The sequence below is a fragment of the Kribbella sp. CA-253562 genome (genome assembly GCF_050942265.1).
Taxonomy (GTDB): Bacteria; Actinomycetota; Actinomycetes; order Propionibacteriales; family Kribbellaceae; genus Kribbella.
In genome coordinates this window covers 4,218,429-4,244,503 of sequence record NZ_CP192049.1, presented here as the reverse complement: position 1 = coordinate 4,244,503, position 26,075 = coordinate 4,218,429, and the positions used below count along the sequence as shown (strand labels likewise).

General features: G+C 69.8%; 23 protein-coding genes. 15 read left to right on the top strand and 8 right to left on the bottom strand.

All coding sequences use genetic code 11. From position 1 onward, the window contains the following. The first annotated feature begins 8 nt into the window (after nucleotides 1-8). Nucleotides 9-2,084, top strand: a complete 2,076-nt coding sequence (locus ACQPXM_RS20070) for a S9 family peptidase (RefSeq protein WP_432950800.1) — start codon at nucleotides 9-11, stop codon at nucleotides 2,082-2,084. A 344-nt stretch (nucleotides 2,085-2,428) separates the two neighbouring features. Next, nucleotides 2,429-3,388, top strand: coding sequence for a sigma-70 family RNA polymerase sigma factor (locus ACQPXM_RS20065; protein WP_143465762.1), 960 nt, complete (start codon nucleotides 2,429-2,431; stop codon nucleotides 3,386-3,388). 102 nt (nucleotides 3,389-3,490) lie between these two features. Here ACQPXM_RS20065 and ACQPXM_RS20060 read toward each other — a convergent pair whose 3' ends face one another. Genes ACQPXM_RS20060 through ACQPXM_RS20050 form a run of 3 tightly spaced genes read right to left on the bottom strand, consistent with a single transcriptional unit; the run spans nucleotide 3,491 to nucleotide 6,410 of the window. Then, complete coding sequence (locus tag ACQPXM_RS20060; RefSeq protein ID WP_432950798.1) at nucleotides 3,491-4,291, bottom strand: GNAT family N-acetyltransferase; 801 nt, start codon at nucleotides 4,289-4,291, stop codon at nucleotides 3,491-3,493. 45 nt (nucleotides 4,292-4,336) lie between these two features. After that, entirely contained in the window at nucleotides 4,337-5,071 is a 735-nt protein-coding gene (locus tag ACQPXM_RS20055; RefSeq protein ID WP_432950796.1) for an HAD family hydrolase, read from the bottom strand. Between the two features lie 43 nt (nucleotides 5,072-5,114). Continuing rightward, nucleotides 5,115-6,410, bottom strand: a complete 1,296-nt coding sequence (locus tag ACQPXM_RS20050; protein ID WP_432950794.1) for a lysostaphin resistance A-like protein — start codon at nucleotides 6,408-6,410, stop codon at nucleotides 5,115-5,117. 95 nt (nucleotides 6,411-6,505) lie between these two features. Between ACQPXM_RS20050 and ACQPXM_RS20045 the strand changes: the two genes are divergently transcribed. The 7 genes from ACQPXM_RS20045 (at nucleotide 6,506) to ACQPXM_RS20015 (ending at nucleotide 14,168) form a co-directional block, all read left to right on the top strand. Continuing rightward, a complete protein-coding gene (locus ACQPXM_RS20045) occupies nucleotides 6,506-7,831 on the top strand; it encodes an MFS transporter (protein ID WP_432950792.1) in 1,326 nt (441 codons plus the stop codon). Continuing rightward, the gene (locus tag ACQPXM_RS20040; protein WP_432950790.1) at nucleotides 7,828-9,240 is read left to right on the top strand and encodes a pyridoxal phosphate-dependent decarboxylase family protein; all 1,413 of its coding nucleotides are present in this window, start codon (nucleotides 7,828-7,830) and stop codon (nucleotides 9,238-9,240) included. The genes ACQPXM_RS20045 and ACQPXM_RS20040 overlap by 4 nt, the downstream gene beginning before the upstream one ends. A gap of 31 nt (nucleotides 9,241-9,271) precedes the next feature. Next, nucleotides 9,272-10,309: a Dyp-type peroxidase gene (locus ACQPXM_RS20035; protein WP_432950788.1), complete on the top strand. Its 1,038-nt coding sequence runs from the start codon at nucleotides 9,272-9,274 to the stop codon at nucleotides 10,307-10,309. Between the two features lie 51 nt (nucleotides 10,310-10,360). Next, nucleotides 10,361-11,896 (top strand): ATP-dependent DNA ligase, encoded by a 1,536-nt coding sequence (locus ACQPXM_RS20030; RefSeq protein ID WP_432950786.1) that lies wholly within the window; start codon nucleotides 10,361-10,363, stop codon nucleotides 11,894-11,896. Further along, the gene (locus tag ACQPXM_RS20025; protein ID WP_432950784.1) at nucleotides 11,893-12,594 is read left to right on the top strand and encodes a class I SAM-dependent methyltransferase; all 702 of its coding nucleotides are present in this window, start codon (nucleotides 11,893-11,895) and stop codon (nucleotides 12,592-12,594) included. Before ACQPXM_RS20030 ends, ACQPXM_RS20025 begins: the two co-directional genes overlap by 4 nt. 75 nt (nucleotides 12,595-12,669) lie before the next feature. Continuing rightward, entirely contained in the window at nucleotides 12,670-13,188 is a 519-nt protein-coding gene (locus ACQPXM_RS20020; protein ID WP_432950782.1) for a GNAT family N-acetyltransferase, read from the top strand. A gap of 83 nt (nucleotides 13,189-13,271) precedes the next feature. Beyond that, nucleotides 13,272-14,168, top strand: a complete 897-nt coding sequence (locus tag ACQPXM_RS20015) for a helix-turn-helix domain-containing protein (protein ID WP_432950780.1) — start codon at nucleotides 13,272-13,274, stop codon at nucleotides 14,166-14,168. An 11-nt stretch (nucleotides 14,169-14,179) separates the two neighbouring features. On the opposite strand, the gene ACQPXM_RS20010 is transcribed toward ACQPXM_RS20015, so the two are convergent. From ACQPXM_RS20010 to ACQPXM_RS19995, 4 genes are all read right to left on the bottom strand, one after another. Then, nucleotides 14,180-15,178: a Gfo/Idh/MocA family protein gene (locus ACQPXM_RS20010; RefSeq protein WP_432950778.1), complete on the bottom strand. Its 999-nt coding sequence runs from the start codon at nucleotides 15,176-15,178 to the stop codon at nucleotides 14,180-14,182. Between the two features lie 24 nt (nucleotides 15,179-15,202). Further along, a complete protein-coding gene (locus ACQPXM_RS20005; protein ID WP_432950776.1) occupies nucleotides 15,203-16,213 on the bottom strand; it encodes a Gfo/Idh/MocA family protein in 1,011 nt (336 codons plus the stop codon). A 164-nt stretch (nucleotides 16,214-16,377) separates the two neighbouring features. After that, nucleotides 16,378-16,713, bottom strand: coding sequence for a YciI family protein (locus ACQPXM_RS20000; RefSeq protein WP_432950774.1), 336 nt, complete (start codon nucleotides 16,711-16,713; stop codon nucleotides 16,378-16,380). Between the two features lie 60 nt (nucleotides 16,714-16,773). Further along, a complete protein-coding gene (locus ACQPXM_RS19995) occupies nucleotides 16,774-16,965 on the bottom strand; it encodes a hypothetical protein (protein WP_432950773.1) in 192 nt (63 codons plus the stop codon). Between the two features lie 951 nt (nucleotides 16,966-17,916). Between ACQPXM_RS19995 and ACQPXM_RS19990 the strand changes: the two genes are divergently transcribed. The 6 genes from ACQPXM_RS19990 (at nucleotide 17,917) to ACQPXM_RS19965 (ending at nucleotide 24,772) form a co-directional block, all read left to right on the top strand. Then, nucleotides 17,917-19,884, top strand: a complete 1,968-nt coding sequence (locus tag ACQPXM_RS19990) for a DEAD/DEAH box helicase (protein ID WP_432950771.1) — start codon at nucleotides 17,917-17,919, stop codon at nucleotides 19,882-19,884. A 5-nt stretch (nucleotides 19,885-19,889) separates the two neighbouring features. Beyond that, nucleotides 19,890-20,249 (top strand): YciI family protein, encoded by a 360-nt coding sequence (locus ACQPXM_RS19985; protein ID WP_432950769.1) that lies wholly within the window; start codon nucleotides 19,890-19,892, stop codon nucleotides 20,247-20,249. Between the two features lie 433 nt (nucleotides 20,250-20,682). Next, nucleotides 20,683-21,984 (top strand): globin domain-containing protein, encoded by a 1,302-nt coding sequence (locus ACQPXM_RS19980; RefSeq protein ID WP_432950767.1) that lies wholly within the window; start codon nucleotides 20,683-20,685, stop codon nucleotides 21,982-21,984. After that, nucleotides 21,932-22,453 (top strand): DivIVA domain-containing protein, encoded by a 522-nt coding sequence (locus tag ACQPXM_RS19975; RefSeq protein ID WP_432950766.1) that lies wholly within the window; start codon nucleotides 21,932-21,934, stop codon nucleotides 22,451-22,453. The genes ACQPXM_RS19980 and ACQPXM_RS19975 overlap by 53 nt, the downstream gene beginning before the upstream one ends. A gap of 96 nt (nucleotides 22,454-22,549) precedes the next feature. Next, on the top strand, nucleotides 22,550-24,064 hold the full coding sequence (locus tag ACQPXM_RS19970; protein WP_432950764.1) for a nitric oxide synthase oxygenase: 1,515 nt from the start codon (nucleotides 22,550-22,552) through the stop codon (nucleotides 24,062-24,064). A 78-nt stretch (nucleotides 24,065-24,142) separates the two neighbouring features. Next, nucleotides 24,143-24,772, top strand: a complete 630-nt coding sequence (locus tag ACQPXM_RS19965; protein WP_432950762.1) for a VOC family protein — start codon at nucleotides 24,143-24,145, stop codon at nucleotides 24,770-24,772. A gap of 39 nt (nucleotides 24,773-24,811) precedes the next feature. Here the strand turns inward: ACQPXM_RS19965 and ACQPXM_RS19960 are convergent, their stop codons facing one another. After that, nucleotides 24,812-26,053, bottom strand: coding sequence for a GNAT family N-acetyltransferase (locus tag ACQPXM_RS19960; RefSeq protein WP_432950760.1), 1,242 nt, complete (start codon nucleotides 26,051-26,053; stop codon nucleotides 24,812-24,814). Nucleotides 26,054-26,075 lie beyond the last annotated feature (22 nt).

Here is a 26,075-nt window from a genome sequence, read left to right as displayed (position 1 = left end):
CTCCCCACATGCCTGAGTTGACTCCCCCTGTCGCCGCGAAGAAGCCGATCGAACGCATCCACCACGGCGACGTCTTCGTCGACGACTACGAGTGGTTGCGCGACAAGTCGAACGACGAGGTGCTGGACTACCTGCGCGCCGAGAACGCCTACACCGAAGCCCGCACCGCGCACCTGGAATCGTTGCGTGAGGCAATCTTCGGCGAGATCTCCGCACGCACCCTGCAGACCGACCTGAGCGTGCCGTCGCGGCGCGGCGGTTACTGGTACTACACCCGCACGGTGGAGGGAAAGCAGTACGCGATCAGCTGCCGGGTCCGCGCCGACGGCGACCAGCCGCCGGCCACCGACGGCGAGATCCCCGGCGAAGAGGTGATGCTGGACGGCAACCTGCTGGCCGGCGACTCGGAGTTCTTCTCGCTGGGCACCGTCGACGTCTCCCCCGACGGCAACCTGCTGGCCTACTCGATCGACCTGAAGGGCGACGAGCGGTTCACGCTGCGGATCAAGGACCTCACCACCGGCGAACTGCTGCCCGACGAGCTGCCCGAGGTGCACTACGGCTCGGCCTGGTCCGCCGACGGTTCGACGATCTTCTACACCAAGGTCGACGACGCCTGGCGGCCCTACCAGGTCTGGCGGCACACGCTCGGCGCCGGCACCGAGGACGTGCTGGTGATGGAGGAGACCGACGAGCGGTACTGGATCGGGGTCGACCTGACCCGCAACGAGCAGGCCATCCAGATCGCCCTCGGCAGCAAGCTCACCAGTGAGGTCTGGCTGCTCGACGCGCAGGACCCGACCGGCGAGCCGGTGGTCGTCCGGCCGCGCCAGGAGGGTGTCGAGTACGACGTGGAGCACGCCGGCGACCAGTTGCTGATCGTGCACAACGCCGACGCCGCGAACTTCTCGCTGGCCACCGCCCCGCTCGACAAGCCGGGCGAATGGACCACGCTGATCGAGGGCGACGAGTCCAGCCGGCTGCTCGGCGTCGACGCGTTCGCCGGGCACGTCGTGCTCTACCGCCGCCGCGAGGCGCTCACCGAGCTGGCGATCATGCGGCGCGAGGGCGACAGCTTCGGCGCTCCCGAGGTGCTCGGCTTCGACGAGCCGATCTACACCGTCTCCCCCGGCCGCAACGACGAGTGGGACGACACCCGGTATCGCTTCGGCTACACCTCGCTGGTGACGCCCGGTTCGACGTACGACGTGGACGTGGCGACGGGCGAACGGCGCCTGCTCAAGCAGCAGCCGGTGCTCGGCGGCGTCGACCTGAGCGCGTACACGCAGTACCGGGAGTGGGCGACCGCGCCGGACGGAACGCAGGTGCCGATCTCGATCGTCGCCCGCAAGGACGTCGCCAAGGACGGCAACGCGCCGGTCGTGCTCTACGGCTACGGCTCGTACGAGTCCTCGATGGACCCGTGGTTCTCGATCCCGCGGCTGTCGCTGCTCGATCGTGGTGTGGTGTTCGCGATCGCGCACGTCCGGGGCGGCGGCGAGCTGGGCCGGCACTGGTACGACAACGGCAAGACGCTGACCAAGCGCAACACGTTCACCGACTTCGTCGCGGTTGCCGAGCACCTGGCCAAGGACGGCTGGACCCGGCCCGAGCGGATCGTCGCGCAGGGCGGCAGTGCCGGCGGGCTGCTGATGGGCGCGGTCGCGAACCTCGCCCCGCAGGCCTTCGGCGGGATCGTCGCGGAGGTGCCGTTCGTCGACGCGCTGACCACGATCCTGGACCCGTCGCTGCCGCTGACGGTGATCGAGTGGGAGGAGTGGGGCAACCCGCTGGAGGACCCGCAGGTCTACGAGTACATGAAGTCCTACTCGCCGTACGAGAACGTCACCGCCCAGCAGTACCCGCGAATCCTGGCGATCACCAGCCTGAACGACACCCGCGTCTTCTACGTCGAGCCGGCCAAGTGGGTCGCCAAGCTGCGGGCCACCGCCGCCGGCGAGGTCGACGTGCTGCTGAAGACCGAGATGGAGGCCGGCCACGGCGGCCGCAGCGGCCGGTACGACGCGTGGCGCGAGGTCGCGTTCACGCTGGCCTGGGAACTCGACACCCTCGGTCTGGCCTGATCCCCAACCTGAGTAGACGCGCGCGCCCGGCCCCCGGTTGTCCCGTTTCGGCGGGAATCCGGCGGGTACCGGGCGCGTTGCGTTGGGTGGCAACGAATGACGGTGTGTGGTGCGACACATTCAGCGGTCGGTGACACGGTTTCCTGAGAGGCCCGTTCAGGCCGAAACCCCAGCAAATGCGGCCGATCTTGTGCAGATCGCTGGAGCCGCGCGCAGAAAAGGGGTTTCCTGAGCGTGATGGTGCCGGGAACTCTCAGGGAACGTTCAGGCTGTTTACACACTCGTCGTGGAATCTTGAACCTCACTCGAGCGTTGCTCTCCATGTAACGACGAAGGGAGTTTCGGTGGCTCGCATGGCTCGTGTCCGGTCCACGGACGAAGGTATCGACGGCAAGGACAGCGTCGGTCTCTACCTGGAAGAGATCGCGCGCACTCCTCTGCTGACCGCGGAAGAAGAAGTCGAGCTCGCTGAGACGGTCGAGGCAGGACTCCTGGCGGAGCAGCTGTTGGCCGAGGGGCGGGTTGGACGCAAGAAGGGCGGCGCGCCCAAGTACGCGACGCAGGAAGAGCTGGAGTGGCTGGCCGAGGAAGGCCAGCGCGCGCAGCAGCGGTTCGTCACCGCGAACCTGCGGCTCGTGGTCTCGATCGCGCGCCGGTACGGCCGTTCCCAGATGCCGCTGCTGGATCTGGTCCAGGAAGGCAACACCGGACTGATCCGCGCGGTGGAGAAGTTCGACTACCGCAAGGGCTTCAAGTTCTCGACGTACGCGACGTGGTGGGTGCGCCAGGCCATCACCCGCGGCATCGCGCAGCAGGCCCGGGTGGTCCGGCTGCCGGTGCACGTGGTCGAGCAGCTGAACCAGATCGGCTCGGCCCGGCGGACGCTGGAGCGCAAGCTCGGGCGTGAGCCGGAGATGGACGAGATCGCGGCGGAGCTGGACCTGGACGAGGAGCGGGTCAGTGAACTGATCCGGATCGGCCGGGACCACATCAGCCTGGACAACCCGATCGACGACGAGGGCGAGACCTCGCTGGGCGACCTGATCGCGGCCGAGACCGCGCCGGGCCCCGACCAGCTGGTCGCGGACGCGTCGGACCGCTCGGGCCTGTTCAGCCTGGTCGACCAGCTCGACCCGCGCTCGGCCGACGTGATCCGCCGCCGGTACGGCCTGCACGACGGCCGCCAGGCCAAGCTGGCCGACATCGGCGCGGTGCACGGCATCTCCGCCGAGCGGGTGCGCCAGATCGAGCGCGAGGCGCTGGGGCGTCTGCGCCTGCTGGCCGACCCGACCCTGGCCGCCTAGGTCTGAGCCGCCAGGCAGCCGCAGCCAACCAAACCCCCACCCAGGACCCCCGAGCCGACCACGGCCCGGGGGTCCTGTCGTGTCCAGAGGTTTCGAACGCGGTCAGCTCGTCAGGCCGTAGAAACGGATCGGCGAGTTGGGCTCGAACCCGATCCGCGGGTAGACCGGGGCTCCGGCCTCGGTCGCATGCAACGTGGCGCGGGTCAGCCCGGTGGCCTGCGCCCCCTCGTACAGCGCCTTGCGGGTGACCGCCTCGCCGTAGCCCCGGCGTTGCCACTCCGGATCGGTGGCGACCAGCGCGACGAACAGCCGGCCGTCCGCTGCGACCGTGCCGGCGCAGGTCACCGGCTGGTCGCCGCGCATCCCGAGGTAGGCGTGCACCTCGTCCTTCCACAGCGTCGATCCGCTCAGGCCGTCGCGACCGGCCTCCAGCGGGAATCCGTAGGCGCGCGAATTCAGATCGGCGTACGCCAGCAGGTGCTCTTCGGTGGTCACCCGGACGAACGTCAGGTCGGGGTGCGCGGGCTCGGGCAGCGGCAGGATGTCTCCGGCCATCCCCACCCCGGGAAACGCGAATTCGAGACCCGCGTCTGCGGCCGCTGTCGCCAGCGCCGCCTTGGCGTCGTCGGCCAGCAGGTCCTCGAACAGCCACAGGAAACCCGGCTGCTGTTTCGAGCGCATGATGTCGGCCGCCTGGCCGAGCTGTTGCCCGAGCGACTCCGCGTCGAGTTCGGCATCGGTCAAGGTGACGCAGTTCCAGAACCCGAACCGGCTGTCGGCCCAGCGCACAGCGAGGCCCGGCAGGTCGCGCACATCCGCGTCCGCGGCGCGGTCGAGAACCATCGCCCGCCACACCACGGCCAGCTGGTTCACCGATTCGACGGACTCCGGCAGATCACTCATCGCAACTCCAGGGTTACTCGGGGAAGTCTCCGGAGTGTCCACGCGTCAGGTGTCCGAGCGGTTCACCCGAGCCCACGAGTCCAGTACACCGGGCAGCTCCGAGAGGCGTTGGATGGTGGCGTCGGGCGCGCCTTCGGTGTGGCCGATCTGGTCGGTCGGGATGTTGCTGTGCGGGATGTGAACGGCGCGCATGCCGACGTTCTGGGCGCCCCAGACGTCGTCGAACAGCCGGTCGCCGACGAACACGCAGCGCGCCGGATCGGTGGCGCCGGCGGCCCGCATGGCGGCCAGGAACGCCTCCGGGTGCGGCTTGGTCCACGGCACCTCGCTGGTGTACACCGCGCCGTCGAACAGCTCGAGCACGGCGTCGCGGGCGAAGATCTCCTCGTGCCGCCGGCGGGACCAGATCGTGTTCGACAGGACGCCGAGCCGGTAGCCGCGGTCGCGGAGCTGCTTGAGCATGTCGACGGCATCGGGATCGAGCTCGGTGTGCGGGTGCCACTGGCGCTCGTACTCCGCGAGGGCGGCCGGCGTCATCACGACCTCGGCGGCCAGACAGACGTCCTCCAGCGTCGTACTGACGTGGTCGTCGCGCGACCGCAGCCAGGCGGCGTTCTCGGCGGCGACCAGCTTGGCCGCCAGCTCGTCGGCGCGCGGCTCGTCGATCACGGCGGCGACCGAGCGCCAGACGGCGTACAGGTCGATGTCGTGCCAGGTGGCCAGGGTGCCGCCCCAGTCGAACAGGACGGCCTCGATCGGTGCGGGAGTCAGCTTCGTCACGGCCGACAGGTTGCCAGATCGCGCCGACAACCGCCGCTGGTTTTCACTCGCTGACCGTCGCCACCCGGCGGCGCTTGGCCAGCCACACCACGCTCACGGCGAAGAAGGCCAGGCACGGGATGTCGGTCACCAGCAGAGTCCACGGGGCGCCGCCCTGGTCGGCCCAGCCGTCCAGCTGACCAGTTGCCGCAGGCAACATGAAGGCGAGCAGGTTGTTCAGCACGTGCAGTGCGATCGCGGCCTCGATGCCGCCGGTGCGGACGGTCAGCCAGCCGACCGTCATCGCGAACAGGAAGATGTCGGCCATCGCCCAGCCGGTGTAGCCGTGCACCGACACGAACAGCGCGCTGGTGACAACCAGAGCCGGCCATGGTGTCCGGAGCACTCGCCAGAGCACGCGGGTGACGGCGTTGCGGGCGTCGCTTCTCGGCGCGTAGGCACCGATCGTCTGGACCAGCCAGCCCCGGAACACGAACTCCTCGGCCGCGGACTGGAACGGGACGAGCAGCAGGAGCAGCAGCGCCGGGCCGATGAACGCGGCGAAGCCGACCCACGCGCCGTCGTCGGCCTGGATCGGGTCGGCGGTCGGGAAGACCGACTCCACGAGCATGCCCAGCAGGGAGGACAGCGCGAGATAGCCCAGGGCGGGCAGGCATGCGAACAGCAGCCACTTCCAGCGGATCCGGTTGAGCACCGAGGCGACGCTCCACGGTGGGCGGCGCTGGACGACCCAGGCGGTGAAGGCGACGGCCGGGGTGAGGATCCCGAGCATCACCAGCGTGCTGGCGAGGTTCTCCAGGTCGGAGGGGAAGATGCTGTCGCCCTGGGTCTCGGGGAGGTCGCCGGTGATCGCGCCGTGCACGATGATCCAGACGACAGACACAGCGCCGATGAGCACGAACGCGAGCGCGGCCAGCATCAGCGTGCCCAGCAGCGGCCGCCACCATTGGTGACGAGCGTTCCGGGCGAGCTGGTGGAACGGCGTGCCCGGTGGGGCGGGGACCTGGCGGACCTCGGGCGGGCGCATGCCGTACGGGACGGAGCCGTAGGGCGGCGGATACTGCCCGTACGGGGGTTGCTGCTGCGGGTACGGCGGGGGTTGCTGCTGGGGATAGGGCGGCGGGTACTGCGGTTGCTGCGGGTAGGGCTGCTGCGGCTGCCCGGTCCACGGCGGTGGCTGCTGGGGCGACCAGAAGCCCGGCCCGTCCCCCGGCAACTGCTGCCCGTGAGGCATCGGCGGAGTCCCGTACCCGGGCTGGGGCGGCTGGTTGCGCGGATCCTGGGCAGGGTCGTGCGGTGGTTCGTTGGGTCCGTTCGGTGGCCCTGCCTGCGACGCCATGCCGAGACTCTATGAGATCGACTCAAGTCCCGCCGCAACCACGCCCTGTGGACAAAGCTCGACACGGAATCGCCGTTGTTTGACATGCTTCCGCCATGCCGATCCAGCAGCAGGCCCGCCGGGTGCGGATCGGCTATGCGCTCGGCTCGGTGGCGACCGGCTCCTTCGCCACGGTTCCAGGGTTGCTGCTGCTCCCCTACCTGACCGACACCCTCGGCATCGCCGCCGGAGCCGCCGGAGCGATCGTGCTGCTGCCGAAAGCGCTCGACGTCCTGCTGAATCCCGTTGCCGGCCGGATCAGCGACCACCACCAATCGCCGCTGGGTCCTCGCCGGCCGTTCCTGCTCCGCGCCGGACTCGCGCTGGCGATCTGTTTCGCGCTGCTCTTCGCCGCGCCCGATCTCGGCTCGAAAGCGCTGAACGCGACCTGGGTCCTGCTCGCTTTCCTCGCCTGCGCGACGGCGTACGCGTTCTTCCAGGTGCCGTACGTCGCGATGCCGGCCGAGATCACCGACGACTACACCGAGCGGACCCGGCTGATGTCCTGGCGGGTCGCCTTTCTCACCGTCGCGATCCTGGTCAGCGGCGGCGCGTCTCCCGCGATCCGCGACGCGATCGGCGGCCGCGACGGTTACCGGGTGATGGGTCTGGCCGTCGCGCTGCTGCTCGCCGCCGGCACGATCGGCGCCTACGTCGGGACGCGGCGCGCCCCGATCGGCCGTCCGCAGGAAGCGACCGGTACGCTGCGCGATCAGCTCGGCGTCGTCGCCCGCGTCCGCGACTTCCGCTGGCTGCTGCTCACCTTGATGCTGCAGGCGCTCGCGATCGGCTCGATGCTGGCCGGCATCGACTACCTGGCTCGCTACGTCCTGCGCGATCCCGGCGCCGCGACCATCGGGTTCGTCTGCGTGGTCGGCCCGGCGTTGCTGGTCAGTCCGCTGTGGCTTGCCTTCGGCAACCGATTCGGCAAGCGGACCGGGTTCCTGACCGCGTCGGTCGTGCTCGGTCTCGGAGCGCTGGCCCTGACGACGGCCCAGCAAGTGCCGGACTGGTGCGTGTACGCCGCCATCGGTGTGGTCGGGATCGGGTTCACCGGTGCCCAGGTGTTCCCGCTCGCGATGCTGCCCGACGTCGCGGCCGTGGACGCGGCCCGCAGCGGCGTCCGCCGGGCCGGCGTTTTCACCGGGATCTGGACGGCCGGCGAAACCCTCGGCCTCGCGCTCGGCCCCGGCCTGTACGCCGTGGTGCTCGCGCTCGGCGGCTACGTGTCGTCCACCAACCGGTCCGCGGTCCAGCCGGAATCGGCGGTGAACGCGATCGTGCTCGGGCTGTCCCTGGTGCCCGCGGTGCTGATCGCCCTCAGTCTCTTCTCGTTGACGCGGTACAAGCTCACGGCCGGCGAAGTCCTGGAGGCTCGATGAACGACGTCCTGACCCGATTGCGGGCTCTGCAGGCGGGCGATCTGCCGACCCACGGCGGCAGCACGCTGGCCTACGTCTACGACTCCGGCTTGACCGAAGCCGACGAGATCGGCCGCACCGCGCTCGCGCAGTACGGCGCGACGAACGGGCTCGATCCGACGGTCTTCCCGAGCCTGCGCACGCTGGAGAACGAGCTGGTCGGCTGGGCGGCCCGGTTGCTGAACGGCTCGTCCGCGGTCGGGACGGTCACCTCCGGCGGAACGGAGTCGGTCCTGCTCGCGGTCCAGGCCGCCCGCGACGCGGCTGGTCGCCCTTCGCCGAACATGGTCATCCCCTCGACGGCCCATGCCGCGTTCCACAAAGCCGCGCACTACTTCGGCGTCCGGGCCGTGGTCGTCGACGTCGATCCGGAGACGTTCACCGCGCGCCCCGAAGCGATGGGCGACGCCTGTGACGACAACACGGTGCTGCTGGTCGCGAGCGCGCCGTCGTACGCGCACGGCGTGGTCGATCCGGCCCGCGAGGTCGCGGCGATCGCGGCCGGCCGTGGGGTGCGGTGCCACGTCGACGCGTGCATCGGTGGCTGGATCCTGCCGTACCTGCGGCTGGACGGAGTCGCCGTGCCGGAGTTCGACTTCGCCGTACCGGGGGTCACCAGCATCTCGGTGGATCTGCACAAGTACGCGTACACCCCGAAGGGCGCCTCGATCCTGCTGCACCGGGACGCGTCGTTGCGCCGGTCGCAGTTCTTCGCCAGCGCGGACTGGCCGGGCTACACGATGCTCAACTCGACGATGCAGTCCACCAAGTCGGGCGCGCCGCTCGCCGCTGCCTGGGCCGTCGTCCAGCACATCGGCGACGAGGGCTACCGGTGCCTGGCGCGCAGCGCGTACGACGCGACCGTGCAACTGGCGAAACGCGTCGACGAGATCGACGGGCTGAGTGTTCTCGCCGAGCCGGCGACGACGTTGGTGGCGCTGCGCAGCGACGAGCGCGCCGATGTCTTCACGCTCGCGGACGAGATGGCCGGGCTCGGGTGGTTCGTCCAGCCGCAGTTGAGCTTCCGGGCTCACCCCGCGTCGCTGCACCTCACCGTCAGCGCGGCGACCGGCGGCCGCCTGGACGAACTGGTCGAAGCACTCGGTACGGCGACGCGCGCGGCGCAGGCCGCAGGTCCCGTCCAGGTTGCTCCCGAGCTTGCCGCAGCCGCCGGCGCACTGGACCCGGCCACGTTGGACGACGACGCGTTCGACGGCCTGCTGGCGATCGCCGGTCTCGGCGACACGGCGGCGACGGGCAGCCTGCCGGAGCGGATGGCGCCGGTCAACGCGCTGCTCGACGTCGCTCCCCCACGTCTGCGGGAGGCTCTGTTGATCGCCTTCCTGGACCGTCTGATGCGCCCGGCCTGACAGCTGCTCGCCGGGACGCACGGGCACCCCGATGCGGCGACCCGGCGACCGATTCCTGCATGCTGACGCCTGTACGCCGTACGAACTGGAGGAGCTCCTGATGGTGACCGACCCGACGCCTGGTCCGACCGCTTCGACGCGCGCGCTGCCGCAGTCGGTGCTGATGCCGCTGACCGGCTCGGCGATCTTTCTCGTGGTCCGGATCGAGCCGGGCGGCGAGGACAAGGCCCGCGACCTCCTGGAGCGAGTGACCGGCCTGACCCGCTCGGTCGGCTTCCGCGTCCCGGCGGGCAACCTGTCGTGCGTGACCAGCATCGGCTCCGACGCGTGGGACCGGTTGTTCAGCGGGCCGCGGCCGCGCGGGCTGCACCCGTTCGTCGAGCTCGACGGCGGCAAGCACAAAGCCGTGGCGACCCCGGGCGACCTGCTGTTCCATATCCGCGCCGCACAGCTGGACCAGTGCTTCGAGCTGGCCCAGCAGATCATGAAGGTGCTGGACGGCGCCGCGACCGTCGTCGACGAGGTGCACGGCTTCAAGTACTTCGAGATGCGCGACCTGCTCGGCTTCGTCGACGGCACCGAGAACCCGAGCGGCCGCGACGCCGAGGAGGCCGTGCTGATCGGCGCGGAGGACCCGGAGTTCGCCGGCGGCAGCTACGTGATCGTGCAGAAGTACCTGCACGACCTGAAGGCCTGGAACGCGCTCACCGTCGAGCAGCAGGAGCTGGTGATCGGCCGGACCAAGCTCGAGGACATCGAGCTGGACGACGACGCCAAGCCGTCGAACGCGCACATCGCGCTGAACGTGATCGAGGACGCCGACGGCAACGAGCTGCAGATCCTGCGCGACAACATGCCGTTCGGCTCGATCGGCGAGCAGGAGTTCGGCACGTACTTCATCGGCTACGCCAAGGACCCTGGCGTGACCGAGCTGATGCTGCGCCGGATGTTCCTCGGCGAACCGGCCGGCAACTACGACCGCATCCTCGACTTCTCCACCGCGGTCACCGGCACCTTGTTCTTCACCCCGTCCGCCGACTTCCTGGACGACCTGCCGAAGGCGCCGTAGCGCCGCCGGTCGCTCCCGGAAACTGTCGGTGGTCTGGGTAAGACTGGAACCATGCAACTCGCCGACGTGGTCGCCACTTCCACCGCCCTGAGCGGTACGCGGTCGCGCCTCGCGAAGGCCGGGTTCATCGCGGAGCTGCTCTCGGCCGCGACCGACCCGGTCGAGACCGAGGTCGTCGTCACCTACCTGTCCGGCGAACTGCGGCAGCGACGGACCGGGGTGGGCTGGCGGACGCTGGCCGACGTTCCGGCGCCCGCGGCGGAGCCGTCGCTCACGGTCGAGGAGGTCGACCGGGCCTTCGCCGAGCTGTCCGAGATCGCCGGTGCGGGATCGCAGGCGCGCCGGCGGGAGGCGGTCGACGCGCTGTTCGGCCGGGCCACCGCGGCGGAGCAGCAGTTCCTGCGGATGCTCGTGGCGGGCGAACTGCGGCAGGGCGCGCTCGACGGTGTGATGGCCGACGCCGTCGCGAAGGCGACCGGCATCCCGCTGGCCAAGATCCGTGCGGCGACGATGCTGCGCGGTGCGGCGGCGCCGGTCGCCGTCGCCGCACTGACCGAGGGCGAGGCCGGGCTCGCGCAGTTCGGGCTGGAGGTTGGGCGCGGGGTGCAGCCGATGCTCGCGCAGTCCGCGACCACTGTCGCCGAGGCGATGGAGAAGACGGGCTCACCGGCCGCGCTGGAGTGGAAGCTCGACGGCATCCGGATCCAGGTCCATCGTGACGGTTCGGACGTCGTCGTCTACACCCGCACGCTGGACGAGATCACCAGCCGGGTCCCCGAGGTCGTGACCGCCACGCTGGAGCTGAAGGCCGACCAGGTCGTGCTCGACGGCGAGCTGATCGCCCTGCGCCCCGACGGTCGCCCGGAGGCGTTCCAGGTCACCGGTTCGCGGACGGCGACCCGCGCGGCGACCGGTCCGGACACGGTCCCGCTCACGCCGTACTTCTTCGACATCCTGCATCTCGACGGGCAAGACCTGCTCGGCCTCGGCGGCGCCGAGCGGCATGAGTGGCTGAGCAAACTCGTCCCGGAGCACCGGCGGATCCCGCGCCTGGTGACCGACGACGCCGAGGCGGGCCAGGCGTTTTTCGCCGACGCCGTCGCTCGGGGCCACGAAGGCGTGATGGTCAAGTCGCTGACCGTGCCGTACGAGGCGGGCCGGCGCGGTTCGGGCTGGGTCAAGGTGAAGCAGACCCACACCCTCGACCTGGTCGTCCTGGCCGCCGAGTGGGGCCACGGCCGCCGAACCGGCTGGCTGTCGAACCTCCATCTCGGCGCGCGTGACGAGACCACCGGCGAGTTCGTCATGCTGGGCAAGACCTTCAAGGGCCTCACCGACGAACTGCTGCGCTGGCAGACCGAGCGCTTCCAGGAGATCGCCGTCCGCCGTGACGACTACACCGTCTATCTGCGTCCGGAGATCGTGGTCGAGATCGCCTTCGACGGTGTGCAGACCTCGCCGCGCTACCCCGCCGGCATGGCGCTGCGCTTCGCCCGCGTGCTGCGGTATCGCGAGGACAAGACCCCCGATCAAGCGGACACTGTGCAGACCGTACGGTCCATCCACACCCCAGACGGAGCCTCATGACCGACCAAGCCGAAGCCCAGGACTCCGCTGCCGACCCGGACGTCGCGACCCGACGGCTCGCGCAGGAGTCGCTGGCCGCCGACGACCCGACTGGCTGGTTCGACCGGTTGTACACCGCGGCGGCGGACGGCCGCGCCGTCGTACCGTGGGATCGCGGCACGGCGCACCCGATGCTGGCCGACTGGGTGGCGACGGCCGAGCCCGACGGTGCCGGCAAACGCGCCCTCGTGGTCGGCGCCGGGACCGGCTGGGACGCCGAACTGATCGCCGATCTGGGCTTCGACACGATCGCCTTCGACATCTCCCCCGCCGCGGTCGAAGCCGCTGAGCACGCCCACCCGGACTCCAAGGCACAGTACGTGGTCGCCGACCTGCTCAACCCGCCGTCGGAATGGCACCGAGCCTTCGACCTGGTCGTCGAGATCTTCACCGTCCAGGCCCTGCCGATCCCGCTGCAACCGGCCGCCACCCGCCAGGTCGGCGAGCAGGTCCGCCCCGGCGGCAGCCTGATCGTCATCGCCGCGGCCCGTGACGACGACCAGCCGGACGCCGCCGTCGAAGGCCCGCCGTGGCCGCTCACCCGCGCGGGCATCGAGGCGTTCGGGGTCGACGACCTCCGGCTCATTCAGCTCGAACGCGTGCCCAGCCCCTCCGACCCCTCGTCGTACCGCTGGCGCGCGGAGTTCCTGCGGGACTGACCCCGCCGGAAAACCGGGCGACTCCGGCAGCCGGAGCGCCTACGCTCGCCAGGTCCGCGACCTGGGGAGACGCACATGAGCGACGCCTTCACGATCCGCCCGATGCGCGCTGACGATCCGGCGGTCATCTCGGCCGCGTTCGTCGCGGTCGGCTGGGACAAGCCGGTCAGCCAGTTCGAGGCCTTCCTGCTCGACCAGGACGCCGGCCGGCGCGACGTCCTCGTCGCCACGCTCGACGTCGACGGCGTCGAGACGATCGCGGGGTACGTGACCGTGCGGTGGCAGTCGCCGTACGAGCCCTTCAACGGCATCCCCGAGATCCAGGACTTCAACGTGCTGCCGGCGTACCGGCGGCGCGGGCTCGGCAGTCGGATGATGGACGTCGCCGAGGAACTGGTCGCCGAGCGGTCCGACGTCGTCGGTATCGGGGTCGGCCTCTACCCGGACTACGGCACCGCGCAACGCATGTACGTGCGTCGCGGCTACCTCCCCGACGGCCGCGGTGTCATCTACGACCACCGTCAGGTGCCGCCCGGTGAGCTGGTCCGGCTCGACGACGACGCCGTTCTCATGTTCACGAAGTCGCTGCGTTAGGCCTCTTTCATCCCATCTGTCACACCGCTACCAGATTGCCGATCGAGTCGAACATCTGTTCGATCTTCCTGTAAACTGATGGCATGGCCGGGCGGAGCGAGCCGGGGCCGACGGCCCTGCGCATCATGCTGGGCGCGCACCTGCGACGACTGCGGGAGCGCGCCGGGGTGAGTCGCGCCGACGCCGGCTGGGCGATCCGCGGTTCGGAGTCGAAGATCAGCCGGCTGGAGCTCGGCCGGGTCGGCTTCAAGCAACGCGACGTGCTCGACCTACTCACGCTGTACGACGTCCGCGACGACGCGGAGCGGGAGCGGCTGCTCCAGCTCGCCCGCGACGCCAACAACCCCGGCTGGTGGCACCAGTACGGCGACGTCACGCCGGACTGGTTCGACGCCTACCTCGGCCTCGAGGCAGCCGCGTCCCTGATTCGCACGTACGAGGTGCAGTTCGTGCCCGGCCTGCTGCAGATCCCCGAGTACACGCGGGCCGTGGCCCGTCTCACCGCAACGGCCGACCGCACCGAGGACGAGATCGACCAGTTCGTCGCCCTCCGGCGGACCCGGCAGGAGGCCCTCGACCGAGAGCCACCACTCAAGCTGTGGGCGATCGTCGAGGAGTCCGCCCTGCAACGCCCGATCGGCGGCCCCGAGGTCCTGCGCGCCCAACTGACCGCGCTGCTCGAAGCGATCGAGCGCCCGAACATCACGCTGCAGATCATCCCCACCGCCAGCACCGGCCACGCCGCGTCAGGCGGAGCCTTCAGCGTCCTGCGCTTCCCCGAGGCCGATCTCCCCGATGTGGTCTATCTGGAGCACCTGACCAGCGCCCTGTATCTGGACAAGCGCGACGACGTCGATTCCTACACCAAATTGCTCGACACGCTCGCTTCGACGATCCCGCCACCGCAGGACACGGCGGAGCACCTGAAAGCTCTCCGGCGACAGCTGAGCCGGAGGTCTCGCCGCTCCGCCGAGCCCTGAGATCCGTGTGGTCAGAGGCTGAGCACCGGGGCGATCGTTTTGCTGCGAGCGCCCTCGTACGCCGCCAGCAGGATGCCGAGCACCGCGATGCCTTCCTCCTCGGTGTGCAGGGGACGCGTCTTGCCGAGCAGCGAGTCGGCGAAGTGGCCGATCTCGGCGACGAACGTGTTCACGGGCTCCAGCTCGACCGTGCTGACCTCACCGGAGCGCAGCCGGATCGTCAGCGAGTTCCCGTCGCTGTGCAGGGCTCCGAGCTCGCCGACCGCGGAGAATCGTTCGGTCACCGCAGCCGGCTGGTAGGCCCAACTCGTCACCAGCTGACCCACGACCCCGTTGTCGAACCTGACCAGCACCTGCGCGGAGTCCTCGCCCTCCATGAACTTCAGTCGGTGCGTCGACAGCATCGCGGTCGCCTCGACCGGCGTCCCGCCCGCCAGATGCAGCAGCAGGTACGTCGGGTGGTAGCCGGTGTCGATCAGCTCGCCACCGCCGCTGGTCGCGGCGCTCGCGCGCCAGCCCATCGTCGACGGGTCGAAGTCGTTGTAAAAGCTGTCGGTGGTCCGGACCTCGTACACGGTCCCGATCGTTCCGGCGTCGAGCAGCTCCTTGGCCTTGGCCACCGCGGGCAGGAACAACTGGTTGTGCGCGCACATCAATGTCACGCCGGCCGCCGCGACCGCGGCCTTGACGTCCGCCGCTTCCTCCGCCTTCAGGCACAACGGCTTTTCGCACAGGATGTGCTTGCCGGCCTCCGCGGCCGCGACGATCGCGTCCCGGTGCAGGTGGTGCGGCAGGCAGATGTCGACCGCGTCGAGCTCCTCGACCTCGAGCATCTGCCGGTAGTCCGTGTACGGCGTGGCGCCGAGCTCGCCGGCCCGGTCGGCTGCGGTCTGCTCGACGGCGTCGGCCACGGCGGTCACGCGGATGCGATCCGAGTGCTCGCGGTAACCGTGGATGTGGGCGGTCGCGATGCCGCCGGCGCCGATCAGTCCGACCTTGATGTCTGACATGGCTGTCTCCTTCGACTGGGTCGGTCAGGCGGCCGGGCCGTCGTACCGGACGACCTTGCCCTGCTCGGCGGACTCATTGGCGGCGACCACCAAGCGGGTCAGCTCGACCGCCCGCGCGAGGTTGTCGTCGGCGCGCGTGCCGTCGTTGATGTGGTTGACCCACTGCCCGAACGGGTCCTTGCCGTGCTCGGGAACCGGCAGCTGTCGGCCCTCTCCGAACGCCGGCCCGAAGACCCGCAGGGCGTTGCCGTCCTCGGTGTACATCAGGCTGCCCTCGGTACCGAACAGCTCGATCGTGAACGGGTTCCGGCTCGCGAAGCCGGCCTCGATCACCCCGATCTTCTGGTCGCCGTACCCGAGCGTCACCACCGCGTTGTCCTCCAGCCCCAGACCGGCCACCGACCGGTACGTCGCACTGACGGTCTCCGGCGTCGCGCCGAGGAACAGCTGGGTCAGATAGACCGGGTGACACCCGAGGTCGGTGAGCGCGCCGCCGATCGCCGTCTTCGCCTCGAAGAAGCGCTCCGGCAACCAGCCACCCTTGCCGCCGTCCGACACGGCGCCGTCGTGCGACAGCCGGACCCGGCCGTACGTCAGCGTGCCGAGGTCGCCGCTGTCGATCACCTCACGGATGGCCTGAGTGTAGCCGTGCGCGAGCCGCGGCAGCGAGACGACGAGCTTCACGCCGTTGGCGTCGGCCGCGGCGACGATCTCCTCGGCCTCCGCGACGGTCGGCGCGAGCACCTTCTCGGTGAAGATGTGCTTGCCGGCGTTCGCGACCTTCACCATCAGGTCGCGGTGCACGTCGGTCGCGGTGGTGACCGTGACGCCGTCGAGGTCGTCGCGCGCCAGCAACGCGTCCAGGTCGTCGGTGTACGGCACTGCGAACTGCTCGGCGCCGGGGCGGCCGAGCGCGGGATCGTCGTCCCAGACCGCGACGAGTTCGGTGCCCGGATGCTGCTGCGCCTGCCTCGCGTAGTCCCCCGCATGCACGTGCCAGAATCCCAGCGCCGCGATCTTGAGCGGTTTCGACACCTTCTCCTCCTCGCACCAGGTGGTCTGCCGACCGCTCCCGACCCAGCGCCGGAAAACGATCTCCCGGTCTACCTAACCAATCCCCGGCGCCGCGTGCGGGCCTGATCGGCGGTTCGTCTCAACATCCGAGCGAGGTTCTTGGAAACGATTCCGAACAGCAGGGGTCAGGCGTCGTACCCGACGATCGGGCGCACCTCGACCGCGCCGTACCGAGCGGTCGGGATCTTCGCCGCCCACCCCTCAGCGGCCTCGACGCTCTCCACATCGATGACGTAGTAGCCGGCCAGCACCGGCGCGCCGGTCGCCCCGCCGTGCTCGCTCACCGGCTTGCCGTCGCGCACCCGTACGGTCCGGGCGCGCGACACCGAGTGGAACGCCGCCTCGTGCACGAACGCCCCCGCCTTCCGTACGGCACCGTCGAAGGCGAGCCAGTCGAGCAACTCATCCTTGGTCGGTCCGGCGACGGCGGGGTCGTAGTAGTACAGCAACGCGAACTGCATGGAGGTCCTTCCGAGACGGGCCAGGGCGAGCACCAGTCAACCGGACGCCTCCCGCCGCGCTCACTCAGGCTGGTCGAAGTACTCTTCCTTCCGCCGCGTCCCCTGCGCATCGTCGGGCCGCGCCTCGCCGTCGTCATCGCTGCGCGCGGCGGGCTGTGAGGCTTCCGTTCCGTCCGGCCGGCCCTCACCGGGCGCTGTCATCGTCGGCTCTGAATCCTGGTCCGTGTACTGCTCATCGCTCTGTTCAGTCATGCCGCCCCGGTACCCCGCGATGCTTGGCGGACGCGGATGTTTCAGCCACCGGCGGTTCCCCGTTACAGGTTGTCCACAACCATCCACAGATTGTGCATCGAGGCCCGCCGGTGCCTGTGGACAGACGACGCAACCCCGAGGTGGACCGCCCGGACGGATAACCTCTCTGTACCGGTGACAGCCACCGGGGGCGGGGAACTACTATTGAGTGTGGGCTGAACGCCCCCGCACCGCTGATCTCCGCCGCGACCACTTCGCCCGGGGCTGGATTTCACGGCCGATCATCCGTCATCCCGTACGACGGCCGGCCAGTTCCGCCGGAGTCCTCGGCCGCTCGACGAGTCGGTGGACCGTGCCGTGTGCCGGTCCCCAACCGGCGACGGCGTAGGCGTTGTGTTGTGCCACGGCACCGTGCCGTGGTGGCTTTGAGGAGGATTCTTGGCCAACCGAGGTCGTCGCCAGACCGGCACCGACGCGCAGCGCGGCGGATCAGCCGGCGCTTCGCGTGGTGGTTCGACGAGCGCTGCGCGGGAAGGGGCGGTCGGTGGAGCGAGCGCATCGGGCGGTGCCCCGCGGGGGTCGGCCGGTTCGGCCGGTGCCGTGCGGGGACCGGCCGGTTCGGACGGCGGTGCCCGAGGCAGCTCGGGCGGCGGTTCCCGGGGCAGCTCCGGCGGCGGTTCCCGGGGAAGCTCGGGTGGCGGCTCCCGGGACAGCTCGGGCGGTTCCCGCAGGGGCTCGGGCGGCGGATCGCGCGGCGGTGGCCGGGGTGGATCCGGCGGCGCTTCGCGCGGCGGGTCCGGTGGCGGGTCGCGCGGTGGATCGGCGGTCCCGCCTCGGGGCGGGACGCGACGGCGTCGGCGTACCGACGACGCCGACGGGCTGATCCCCGTTCTGGCGCGCGCTGTCCGCGAGGTCGAGGCCGCTGTCGAGCGCGGCGCGATCGTGCCCTCGGTGCGGACGAAGTTCCAGGTCATCGGCCTGCTGGTCCGCCACGAGCGGGCGCAGGTGAACGGCGACACGACCGCGACCGACGCCTATCGCGCCGAGCAGCTGCGGCGACTCGACGGCGTCGCCACGATCCTCGCCAAGACCGCCGCCCGTGAGCCCTCGCTGCTCGCCCTGCTCGCCGAGGACGCCGTCATGTCCGAAGCCGCCGTGGCGCTCCAGCGCGAGATGCTCCGCGCCGCAGGTCTCGAGGCACCGGAGGAGAAGCCGGCGCCGGTCGCGCAGCCCACCGAGGCGGCCCCGCCGCCACGCCAGGTCGTGCCGCAGTCGGTCGTCTCTCGCCAATTGGCGAACCCGTTCCTCGCGCCGGACTTCTCCGCCGCTCCGCAGAAGGAAGCCCGCCCCCGCCGCCTCGCCGGCTGGGAGCTGATCGGTCCGCTGCTGCGGTCGTTCGAGCAGGCCGGCGCCACGGCCAGCATGTCGCTGCCCGACCCGACCTCGCTTTCGGCCGCGGGCGGGCGCGAGTTGATGCTGCACCAGGCGCAGCTGATCGCCTCGGTCGCGGCCGGCCACCGGACGTTCCTGCTGGCCGACGAGCCCGGCCTGGGCAAAACCGCCCAGGCGCTGCTCGCGGCCCAGGCCGCCAACGCGTATCCGCTGCTCGTCGTCGTACCGAACGTTGTCAAGACCAACTGGGCCCGCGAGGCCGAGCTGTGGACGCCGAAGCGCAAGGCGACGGTGATCCAGGGCGACGGCGACTCGATCGACGGTTTCGCCGACATCGTCGTGGTGAACTACGAGGTGCTCGATCGCCACGTCGGCTGGCTCGGCGATCTCGGCTTCCGCGGCATGGTCGTCGACGAGGCGCACTTCATCAAGAACAAGAAGTCGCACCGCTCGCGCAACGTGCTGCACCTGTCCGAGCGGATCCGGTCCCGGACGGCGCGCCCGCTGCTGATGGCCCTGACCGGTACGCCGCTGATCAACGACATCGAGGATTTCACCGCGATCTGGCAGTACCTCGGCTGGATCGAGGAGAAGATCCCGGGCGCCGAGCTGATGGAGAAGCTGGAGGCCACCGATCTCACGCCCGCCGACCCCGCCTTCTACCCGGCGGCCCGCGCCAGCGTGATCGATCTCGGCATCGTCCGCCGCCGCAAGGTCGACGTCGCCGCCGACATCCCGGCCCGTCGCATCGCCAACCTGCCCGTCGAACTCGACGGTTCGGTCGGCCGCTCGATCCGCGAGGCCGAACGCGAGCTGGCCGAGCGCCTGGTCAACCGCTACCGCACCGCGCTGGAGCTGCGCACGTCCGGCGTGACCGTCGACGGTATCGACCACAACCTGGTCCGCCAGGTCGCCGAGTGGGAACGTACCGAGACCTCCACCGCCAAGACCGGCGAGAACGTCTTCACGCTCGTACGCCGTATCGGCAAGGCGAAGGCCGCCCTGGCCGCCGACTACGCCGCCCAACTGGCGCACAACGTCGGCAAGGTCGTCTACTTCGCCCGCCACATCGAGGCCATGGACACCGCCGAGCAGCTCTTCGCCGACCGGGGCATCCAGTACGCCTCGATCCGGGGCGACCAGTCCCCCACGGCCCGCCAGAAGAACATCGACGCCTTCGTCAACGACCCGGACGTCTCGATCGTCGTCTGCTCGTTGCTGACCGCCGGTGTGGGCCTGAACCTGCAGGTCGCGTCCAACGTCGTGCTCGCGGAACTCTCCTGGACCAACGCCGAACAGACCCAGGCCATCGACCGCGTCCACCGCATCGGTCAGCAGGAGCCCGTGACGGCCTGGCGAGTCATCGCGGCCCAGACCATCGACACCCGCATCGCGGACCTGATCGACTCCAAGGCCGGCCTGGCCGCGGTGGCCCTCGACGGCGCCAGCGCCGAGGAACTCGCCACCACCGACATCCAGGTCGAGGCCCTCGTCACCCTGCTCACCAACGCGCTCGAATCGGCGTAGCTCCGATGCGGTTCGACCGCCACACCGTCGTCCTGCTGACCTTGAGGCCGGACGCCCCCGTGCACACCGACGCGGAGGCGTCCGCCCTCCAGGACGCGCACCTCGCCTACCGCGCGAAGCTCGTCTCCGAAGGCTTGGTCCTGGCCGGAGGCCCGTTGGTGGACCAGGACGACGACCGCTACCGTGGCTGGTCCATCTGGTCGGTGGACCAGCAGACCGCCCGCATCCACGCCGAAGCCGACCCGGCCGTTCGGGCGGGCCGCCTGGCCGTCGACGTGATGACCTGGATGATGCCCTCGGGCACCCTTCACTTCGCGAAGGCCCGCGCCCCCGAATCGGCCGCCGAGACAACAGCCGGCGATTAGCCAAGATTCCCGAGCTTGTCGCCGGACTGCATTTGTGCTGTCCAATCCCGGCTTTAACCGCCATTCCGGGATAGACCAGTGGAATTCAGCGGAATAGACCACTTCCCCACAATTAGTTGCCCGAGGCAACATTCATCACTCACCCCGGTGGCTCGCGCACCCAACCGCAGAATCGTCCAAATATCAAGGAGTTGGGCGCTTGGAGATTTTCGAGACGATTGAGTTCCCTGCTGCGGTTTCAGCCCCTAGACCCTAGGGTAGATCGTCATGGTCGAAGGACAGAAAAGACTCGGGGACTGGATCTGGGAGGGCACCCTTGTCAACGCAGTACGTGCCGGCATGCGCCGCCGGCGACCGGAAACACGGGTCTGCGACTGATCAACCGTTCGCTTACCTCGAAGAGCTGCCGTTTCGAGACAGATAGCGAATCCTGATGGACGCACACGCCCTGCAACGCAGCTGGGACCAGGTCACCAAGCACGGCGAACAGGTCCCGCTGTACTTCTACTCGCACCTGTTCGTGTCCTATCCCGAGGTGCGCTCGATGTTCCCGCTGTCGATGTCCAACCAGCGGGACAAGTTCGTCGGCGCCCTCGGCCGGATCGTGAGCCACGCCGATCAGATCGAGAACGACGCTTCCTTCCTGCAGCACCTCGGCCGCGACCACCGCAAGTACGCCGTACTCGCGGAGCACTACAACGCGGTCGGCGCTTCGCTGTGCGCGACGCTGATGCACTTCCTCGGGCCCGACTGGGACGAGGAGCTCGCCGCGCACTGGACCGCGGCGTACCAGGTGGTGGCGCGGATCATGGTCGAGGCGGCGGAGATGTCGTCGGAGTCCAGCCCCGACTGGTGGGACGCCGACGTGATCTTCGCCGAGCGACGGACCATGGACCTCACCCTGCTGACGGTCCGGCCCAGGCGCCCGTTCGAGTTCCGCCCCGGCCAGTCGGTGTCCATGGAGATCCCGCAACGCCCCCGGCAGTGGCGCTACTTCAGCCCCGCCAACGCGCCGCGCTCGGACGGCTCGATCGATCTGCACGTCCAGCAGATCGACGGCGGGCTGGTGAGCCCGACCGTCGTGCGATCCCTGAAGGTCGGCGACACCGTGAAGCTGGGCGCGCCGGTCGGTGAGCGGCTGACCCTGCGGGACAACGCCGCGCGGGAGTTGCTGCTGGTCGCCGGTGGAACCGGTCTCGCTCCGCTGCTGGCGCTGGTCGAACAGATCGACCGCGAGTGGCACCGGTCGGGCAGCGGGCCTGTGGTCCACCTGCTGCACGGCGTCCGGATGCCCTGGCATCTGTACGACCGCCCCCGGCTGCGCGAGCTGGCGCAGACCCGCGCGTGGTTCGAGTACACCGAAGTCGTGTCCGACGACCCGTCCTATCCCGGCGTGCGCGGCAAGGTCGGCACGATCGCGGCCCGTCAGGAACTGCACGGGCGGACGGCGATGGTGTGCGGCGGCCCGCAGATGGTCGCCCACACCCTCGAACGGCTCGCCGCCGCCGGCATGTCCCCCGAACACATCAAGTACGAGCACTTCTACTACGCGGCCGCGGACGAGCACACCGCCGGGCCACCGCTACCACGGCAGGAGACACCGAGTGAGGACCAACAACCACCGCGACACCTCTCCGCGACTGACACCGCTGTCGATCCGGGACGAGACGTTCCAGCGGCGGATGCGTGGCCTCGACGCGGGCGAGGTCTACGGCTACCTCGATCGGCTCGCTGACCAGGTGCAGGCCATGGACCAGGAGATCGGCGACAGCCGCTCCGAGATCGCCCGTCTTCAGGCCGAGCTGCAGCGCGTCCAGGGGGAGCTGGACCAGTACGAGCAGGCCGGCGACCGGGTGAACGAACAGGTCGTCCAGATGTTCAGCCAGGCCCAGCTCGTGGTCGAGGAGATGGTCCAGGACGTCAGCCGGGACGCGCGCGAACGCATCGGCCAGGCCCGCGAGCACGAGCGCAGGATCGTCGCGGAGGCGATGGACACGGCCGGGCAGCAGGTTCGGGCGTACGCCCAGACGGCCCAGGCGCAGATGCAGTCGATCGTGAGCTCGTTCGCCACCGAGGTCGATCAGCTGGCGGCCACGGCGCAGCCCGGCGAGCCGGGTCACGTGGCGCCCGATCCGCTGTTCGACGACCCCAGGGACACGCCACCGCGTTTCCGGACCGGGAGCGGTCCGGGGGCCGCGGGCTAGGACCGACCCCGTGCCAACTCTTCGGAGACCCGCCCAGGCACACCACACAACAGAAAACCTCGCCGCTGTCGGCACGTCAGGTTGTGGAGGCACGACATGAACGACTCACCGGCGACCTGCCCCTTCCACGATGTCGCGGCCGACCGGCCGGCGACACGTCACAGCCCGTTGGTGGCTGTCGCGTTCGCCGTCGCCGGGCTGGCGATGTCCGGCCTCACCATCGGCGCGGTCGAACTCGGCTGGCACCTGCCAGTGAGCCGCGCGGGCTTCGTCGTACCGGTCGCGGCCATTGTCTTGCTGGCTCTGGGGATCTGCGCGCACCAACTCGTCGCCCACTCGGGGGAGCAGTTGCTGCAGGTCGGCGACCGGCCGTGGCCACAGATCCCACGCGCCGGCCGACGGGCGTCGCCAGGACCTGGAAGGGTCAGGGCCAGAGCCGCTCACCCGGTGCACCGGCCGGATCCCGGACCAGTTCCGGACAGCCTGGGAAACGATGAGATCCGCGCCGCGGCCGAGGAGTTCCTCGAGCTCTTCCATGCCGAGAATCCTCAGACCGGGTGGCTGGGACCGCGGCTTGCCGCGGTGATGCGCGAGATCGACCTGACCGGAACCTACTGGCACACCCCCGAGGAGCTGGCCTTCGGCGCTCGCGTTGCCTGGCGCAACAATGCACGGTGCATCGGCCGGCTGTACTGGCGCAGCCTGCAGGTGCGCGATCTGCGGACCGTCGGCGATGCCGGCGGGGTGGCGCGGCACTGCTTCGACCACCTGCGCGCGGCGCACAACGGCGGCAAGATCCGGCCGATGATCAGCGTGTTCGCTCCGGAGACTCCGAACCGGCCCGCTCCGAGGATCTGGAACGAGCAACTCATCCGGTACGCCGGCTACGAGCAGCCGGACGGGCGCGTCCTCGGAGACCCCCGGTACCTGTCGTTCACCCGCGAACTCATCCGGCGCGGGTGGCAGCCGCCCGACGTGCCCGGAGCCTTCGACGTACTCCCGTTGGTCGTGGAAACCGTCGACGAGGGTCCGCGGATGTTTCCCCTGCCCGCACAGTCGGTGCACGAGGTCCCGATGGAGCACCCCGAGCTGGCGTGGTTCGCCGAGCTCGGCCTCCGGTGGCACGCGGTCCCGGTGATCAGCAGCAACCGCCTGCTGATCGGCGGCGTGTCCTATCCGGCCGCGCCCTTCAACGGCTGGTACATGGGCACGGAGATCGGCGCCCGGAACTTCGGCGACATCGACCGCTACGCGATGATCCCCGAGGTCGCCCAGCGGCTGGGTCTCGACATTTCCGACGAGGCGAGCCTGTGGCGGGATCGGGCCCTGGTCGAGATCAACCGCGCCGTACTGCACTCGTTCAAAGCAAGCGGCGTCAGCATCACCGACCACCACACCGAGTCCCGCAGGTTCCTCATCCACCTGGAGCGCGAGGAACGGGCAGGTCGCCGGTGCCCGACCGACTGGAGCTGGATCGTCCCACCGATGTCCGGCTCACAGACCCCGGTCTTCCACCGCCACTACGACAGCGAGCTACAACTCCCCAACTTCTTCGCCGACCCCGACGCCACCACGCGAGCCCTGCACGGCACTCCCCCGGCCTTTCGCTGACCTCGGCAACGACCGGCGGAATGCCGCGGGTACGGCGGGGTGTTGTTCCGGGCAGGATCAACACCTCAGGAGGAAGCCATGAGCACCGACTTCAAGTTCGAGGCGGTCGTCATCCCGGTGACGGACGTCGACCGGGCGAAGGAGTTCTACCAGGGGCTGGAGTGGCGCCTCGACGCCGACTTCGCCTTCGACAACGGCTTCCGCGTCGTACAGTTCACGCCACCGGGTTCACCGGCGTCCGTCCAGTTCGGCAGCAACATCACCACCGCCGAACCCGGCTCGGCCCAAGGCCTCTACCTGATCGTCTCCGACATCGAAACCGCCCGCGAAGAACTCGCCAAACGAGGCGTCGACGTCAGCCCGGCGTTCCACCCCGAGACCCCAGGCGCCCAGTTCCTCGCCGACAACCCCGGCCGTGCCACCGGCCCCGCGGACGAACACGCCAGCTACAGCTCCTTCGCCACCTTCGCCGACCCCGACGGCAACACCTGGCTCCTCCAGGAAGTCACCACCCGCCTCCCCGGCCGGGTCGACGCCACCGAGGTCACCTACACCTCGATCGAAGACCTGGAACAGGCCCTCACCCGAGCCGCCACCGCCCACGGCGAACACGAAGCCCGCAACGGCGGCCAGCACGACGCCGAATGGCCGGCTTGGTACGCGAAGTACATGCACGCGGAACGCACGGGCCAGGAGCTCCCGCTGTAACTGCGAACGTTCACTGATCGAGGTCTTCCGACGCGTTGGTCAGAAGATCTCGATGCTCACCGGGGCCACCGGCCAGCGGAGGGCAGCCGTCAGCGCGTTCAAGGCGCCGGCGGTGTTCTCCGTGACTCGGCCCGTCGTAGCGAACTCGCTCAGCGCGCGGCCACCCAGGTACGCGGCGGACAGCTCGCGCACCCACAGGGAGACATCCGGGGCCGAGTCGCTGGGTTCGCAAGTAGCTTGTTCGCTGTCGCCGGTGAGCCGGTACCGGCCGGTGTTGGTCTTGATGAGGTCATCGGTCACCTCGATCACGACATCCACGCTGGTCGCGTACCGGCGCTGCGCCAGCGCGCGGCCGACGTCGGTGATCCGAATCCACAGCGACTCGCCGAGCCGACGGTTGAGCGCCATCGGATTGGTCACCAACTGCTGCAGCGGCTCGTCCAGCGCGCCGTGGCCGTACTCGAGTTTGCCGGCCAGGTCGAGCGTCAGCAGGTGGTACCACAGCGCGTGGTAGGCGTTCGGCTCGAGCGCGACGAACTCCTCCACCGTCACCTCGTTGGCCGGCCCACCGGGTCCCCAACTCAACTTGCCACGCCACAGCGCATACCCGTCCAAGGCGCCTGCTTCGTCGCGGTGCACAAGGATGTGACGCGCGGTCTTGCCGCCGCGATGATCGGGCTTGTCCTCCAGCCGCCTGCGCCACTCCAGCTCCGACCGACCCGACACACCCGGCCGCTTCCCCTGCAACTCCCGAAGCATCGGCGCCAGCTGCGCCGCCGCGTCGTCTCCCGAGAGTTCCTCGAGACGGCCCGCACCTCCGGCCACCGGATACGGCTTGATGCTGCGCAGATCCACCTCGTACGAGACACCCCAAGCAGCCGGGCCGTACCCGAACCGCCCGTAGATCCCCGGCTCGCTCGCCCACAGCACCGCCAACGCCTCCGGCACCTCGCGCAACTGCCGGCTCATCAGATTCGACAGAATCCCCCGGCGCCGATGAGTCGCTCGAACGCCAACCGCCGTGACATGCGCGGCCGGCACCACAGCCCCCGGCACCGACAGATCCCGAGTCATCGCCTTCGCAGTACCGACGAACTGCTCACCCTCCACGGCCACCAACGCCCGCTCCGGCTCGAACAGCTCCCGATCGAGATCGCCCGGCGCGCTCTCGAACATCATCGCCGCACCGAACAACGCCGCGAACTGGTCATGCTCCTCAGCCGTCGCCGCCCGCACCTCGTACTCGGAGTTCACCATGCCCAGCATCGTCACACGCCCCACCGACATTCCTCGACCGAGTTTC

Coding starts and splice junctions, on each gene's coding strand:
- ACQPXM_RS20070 (WP_432950800.1), top strand. CDS start 9: ATGCCTGAGTTGACTCCCCCTGTCGCCGCGAAGAAGCCGATCGAACGC.
- ACQPXM_RS20060 (WP_432950798.1), bottom strand. CDS start 4,291: ATGAGTGATCTGCCGGAGTCCGTCGAATCGGTGAACCAGCTGGCCGTG.
- ACQPXM_RS20050 (WP_432950794.1), bottom strand. CDS start 6,410: ATGGCGTCGCAGGCAGGGCCACCGAACGGACCCAACGAACCACCGCAC.
- ACQPXM_RS20045 (WP_432950792.1), top strand. CDS start 6,506: ATGCCGATCCAGCAGCAGGCCCGCCGGGTGCGGATCGGCTATGCGCTC.
- ACQPXM_RS20040 (WP_432950790.1), top strand. CDS start 7,828: ATGAACGACGTCCTGACCCGATTGCGGGCTCTGCAGGCGGGCGATCTG.
- ACQPXM_RS20035 (WP_432950788.1), top strand. CDS start 9,272: ATGCGGCGACCCGGCGACCGATTCCTGCATGCTGACGCCTGTACGCCG.
- ACQPXM_RS20030 (WP_432950786.1), top strand. CDS start 10,361: ATGCAACTCGCCGACGTGGTCGCCACTTCCACCGCCCTGAGCGGTACG.
- ACQPXM_RS20025 (WP_432950784.1), top strand. CDS start 11,893: ATGACCGACCAAGCCGAAGCCCAGGACTCCGCTGCCGACCCGGACGTC.
- ACQPXM_RS20020 (WP_432950782.1), top strand. CDS start 12,670: ATGAGCGACGCCTTCACGATCCGCCCGATGCGCGCTGACGATCCGGCG.
- ACQPXM_RS20015 (WP_432950780.1), top strand. CDS start 13,272: ATGGCCGGGCGGAGCGAGCCGGGGCCGACGGCCCTGCGCATCATGCTG.
- ACQPXM_RS20010 (WP_432950778.1), bottom strand. CDS start 15,178: ATGTCAGACATCAAGGTCGGACTGATCGGCGCCGGCGGCATCGCGACC.
- ACQPXM_RS20000 (WP_432950774.1), bottom strand. CDS start 16,713: ATGCAGTTCGCGTTGCTGTACTACTACGACCCCGCCGTCGCCGGACCG.
- ACQPXM_RS19995 (WP_432950773.1), bottom strand. CDS start 16,965: ATGACTGAACAGAGCGATGAGCAGTACACGGACCAGGATTCAGAGCCG.
- ACQPXM_RS19985 (WP_432950769.1), top strand. CDS start 19,890: ATGCGGTTCGACCGCCACACCGTCGTCCTGCTGACCTTGAGGCCGGAC.
- ACQPXM_RS19980 (WP_432950767.1), top strand. CDS start 20,683: ATGGACGCACACGCCCTGCAACGCAGCTGGGACCAGGTCACCAAGCAC.
- ACQPXM_RS19975 (WP_432950766.1), top strand. CDS start 21,932: ATGCGTGGCCTCGACGCGGGCGAGGTCTACGGCTACCTCGATCGGCTC.
- ACQPXM_RS19970 (WP_432950764.1), top strand. CDS start 22,550: ATGAACGACTCACCGGCGACCTGCCCCTTCCACGATGTCGCGGCCGAC.
- ACQPXM_RS19965 (WP_432950762.1), top strand. CDS start 24,143: ATGAGCACCGACTTCAAGTTCGAGGCGGTCGTCATCCCGGTGACGGAC.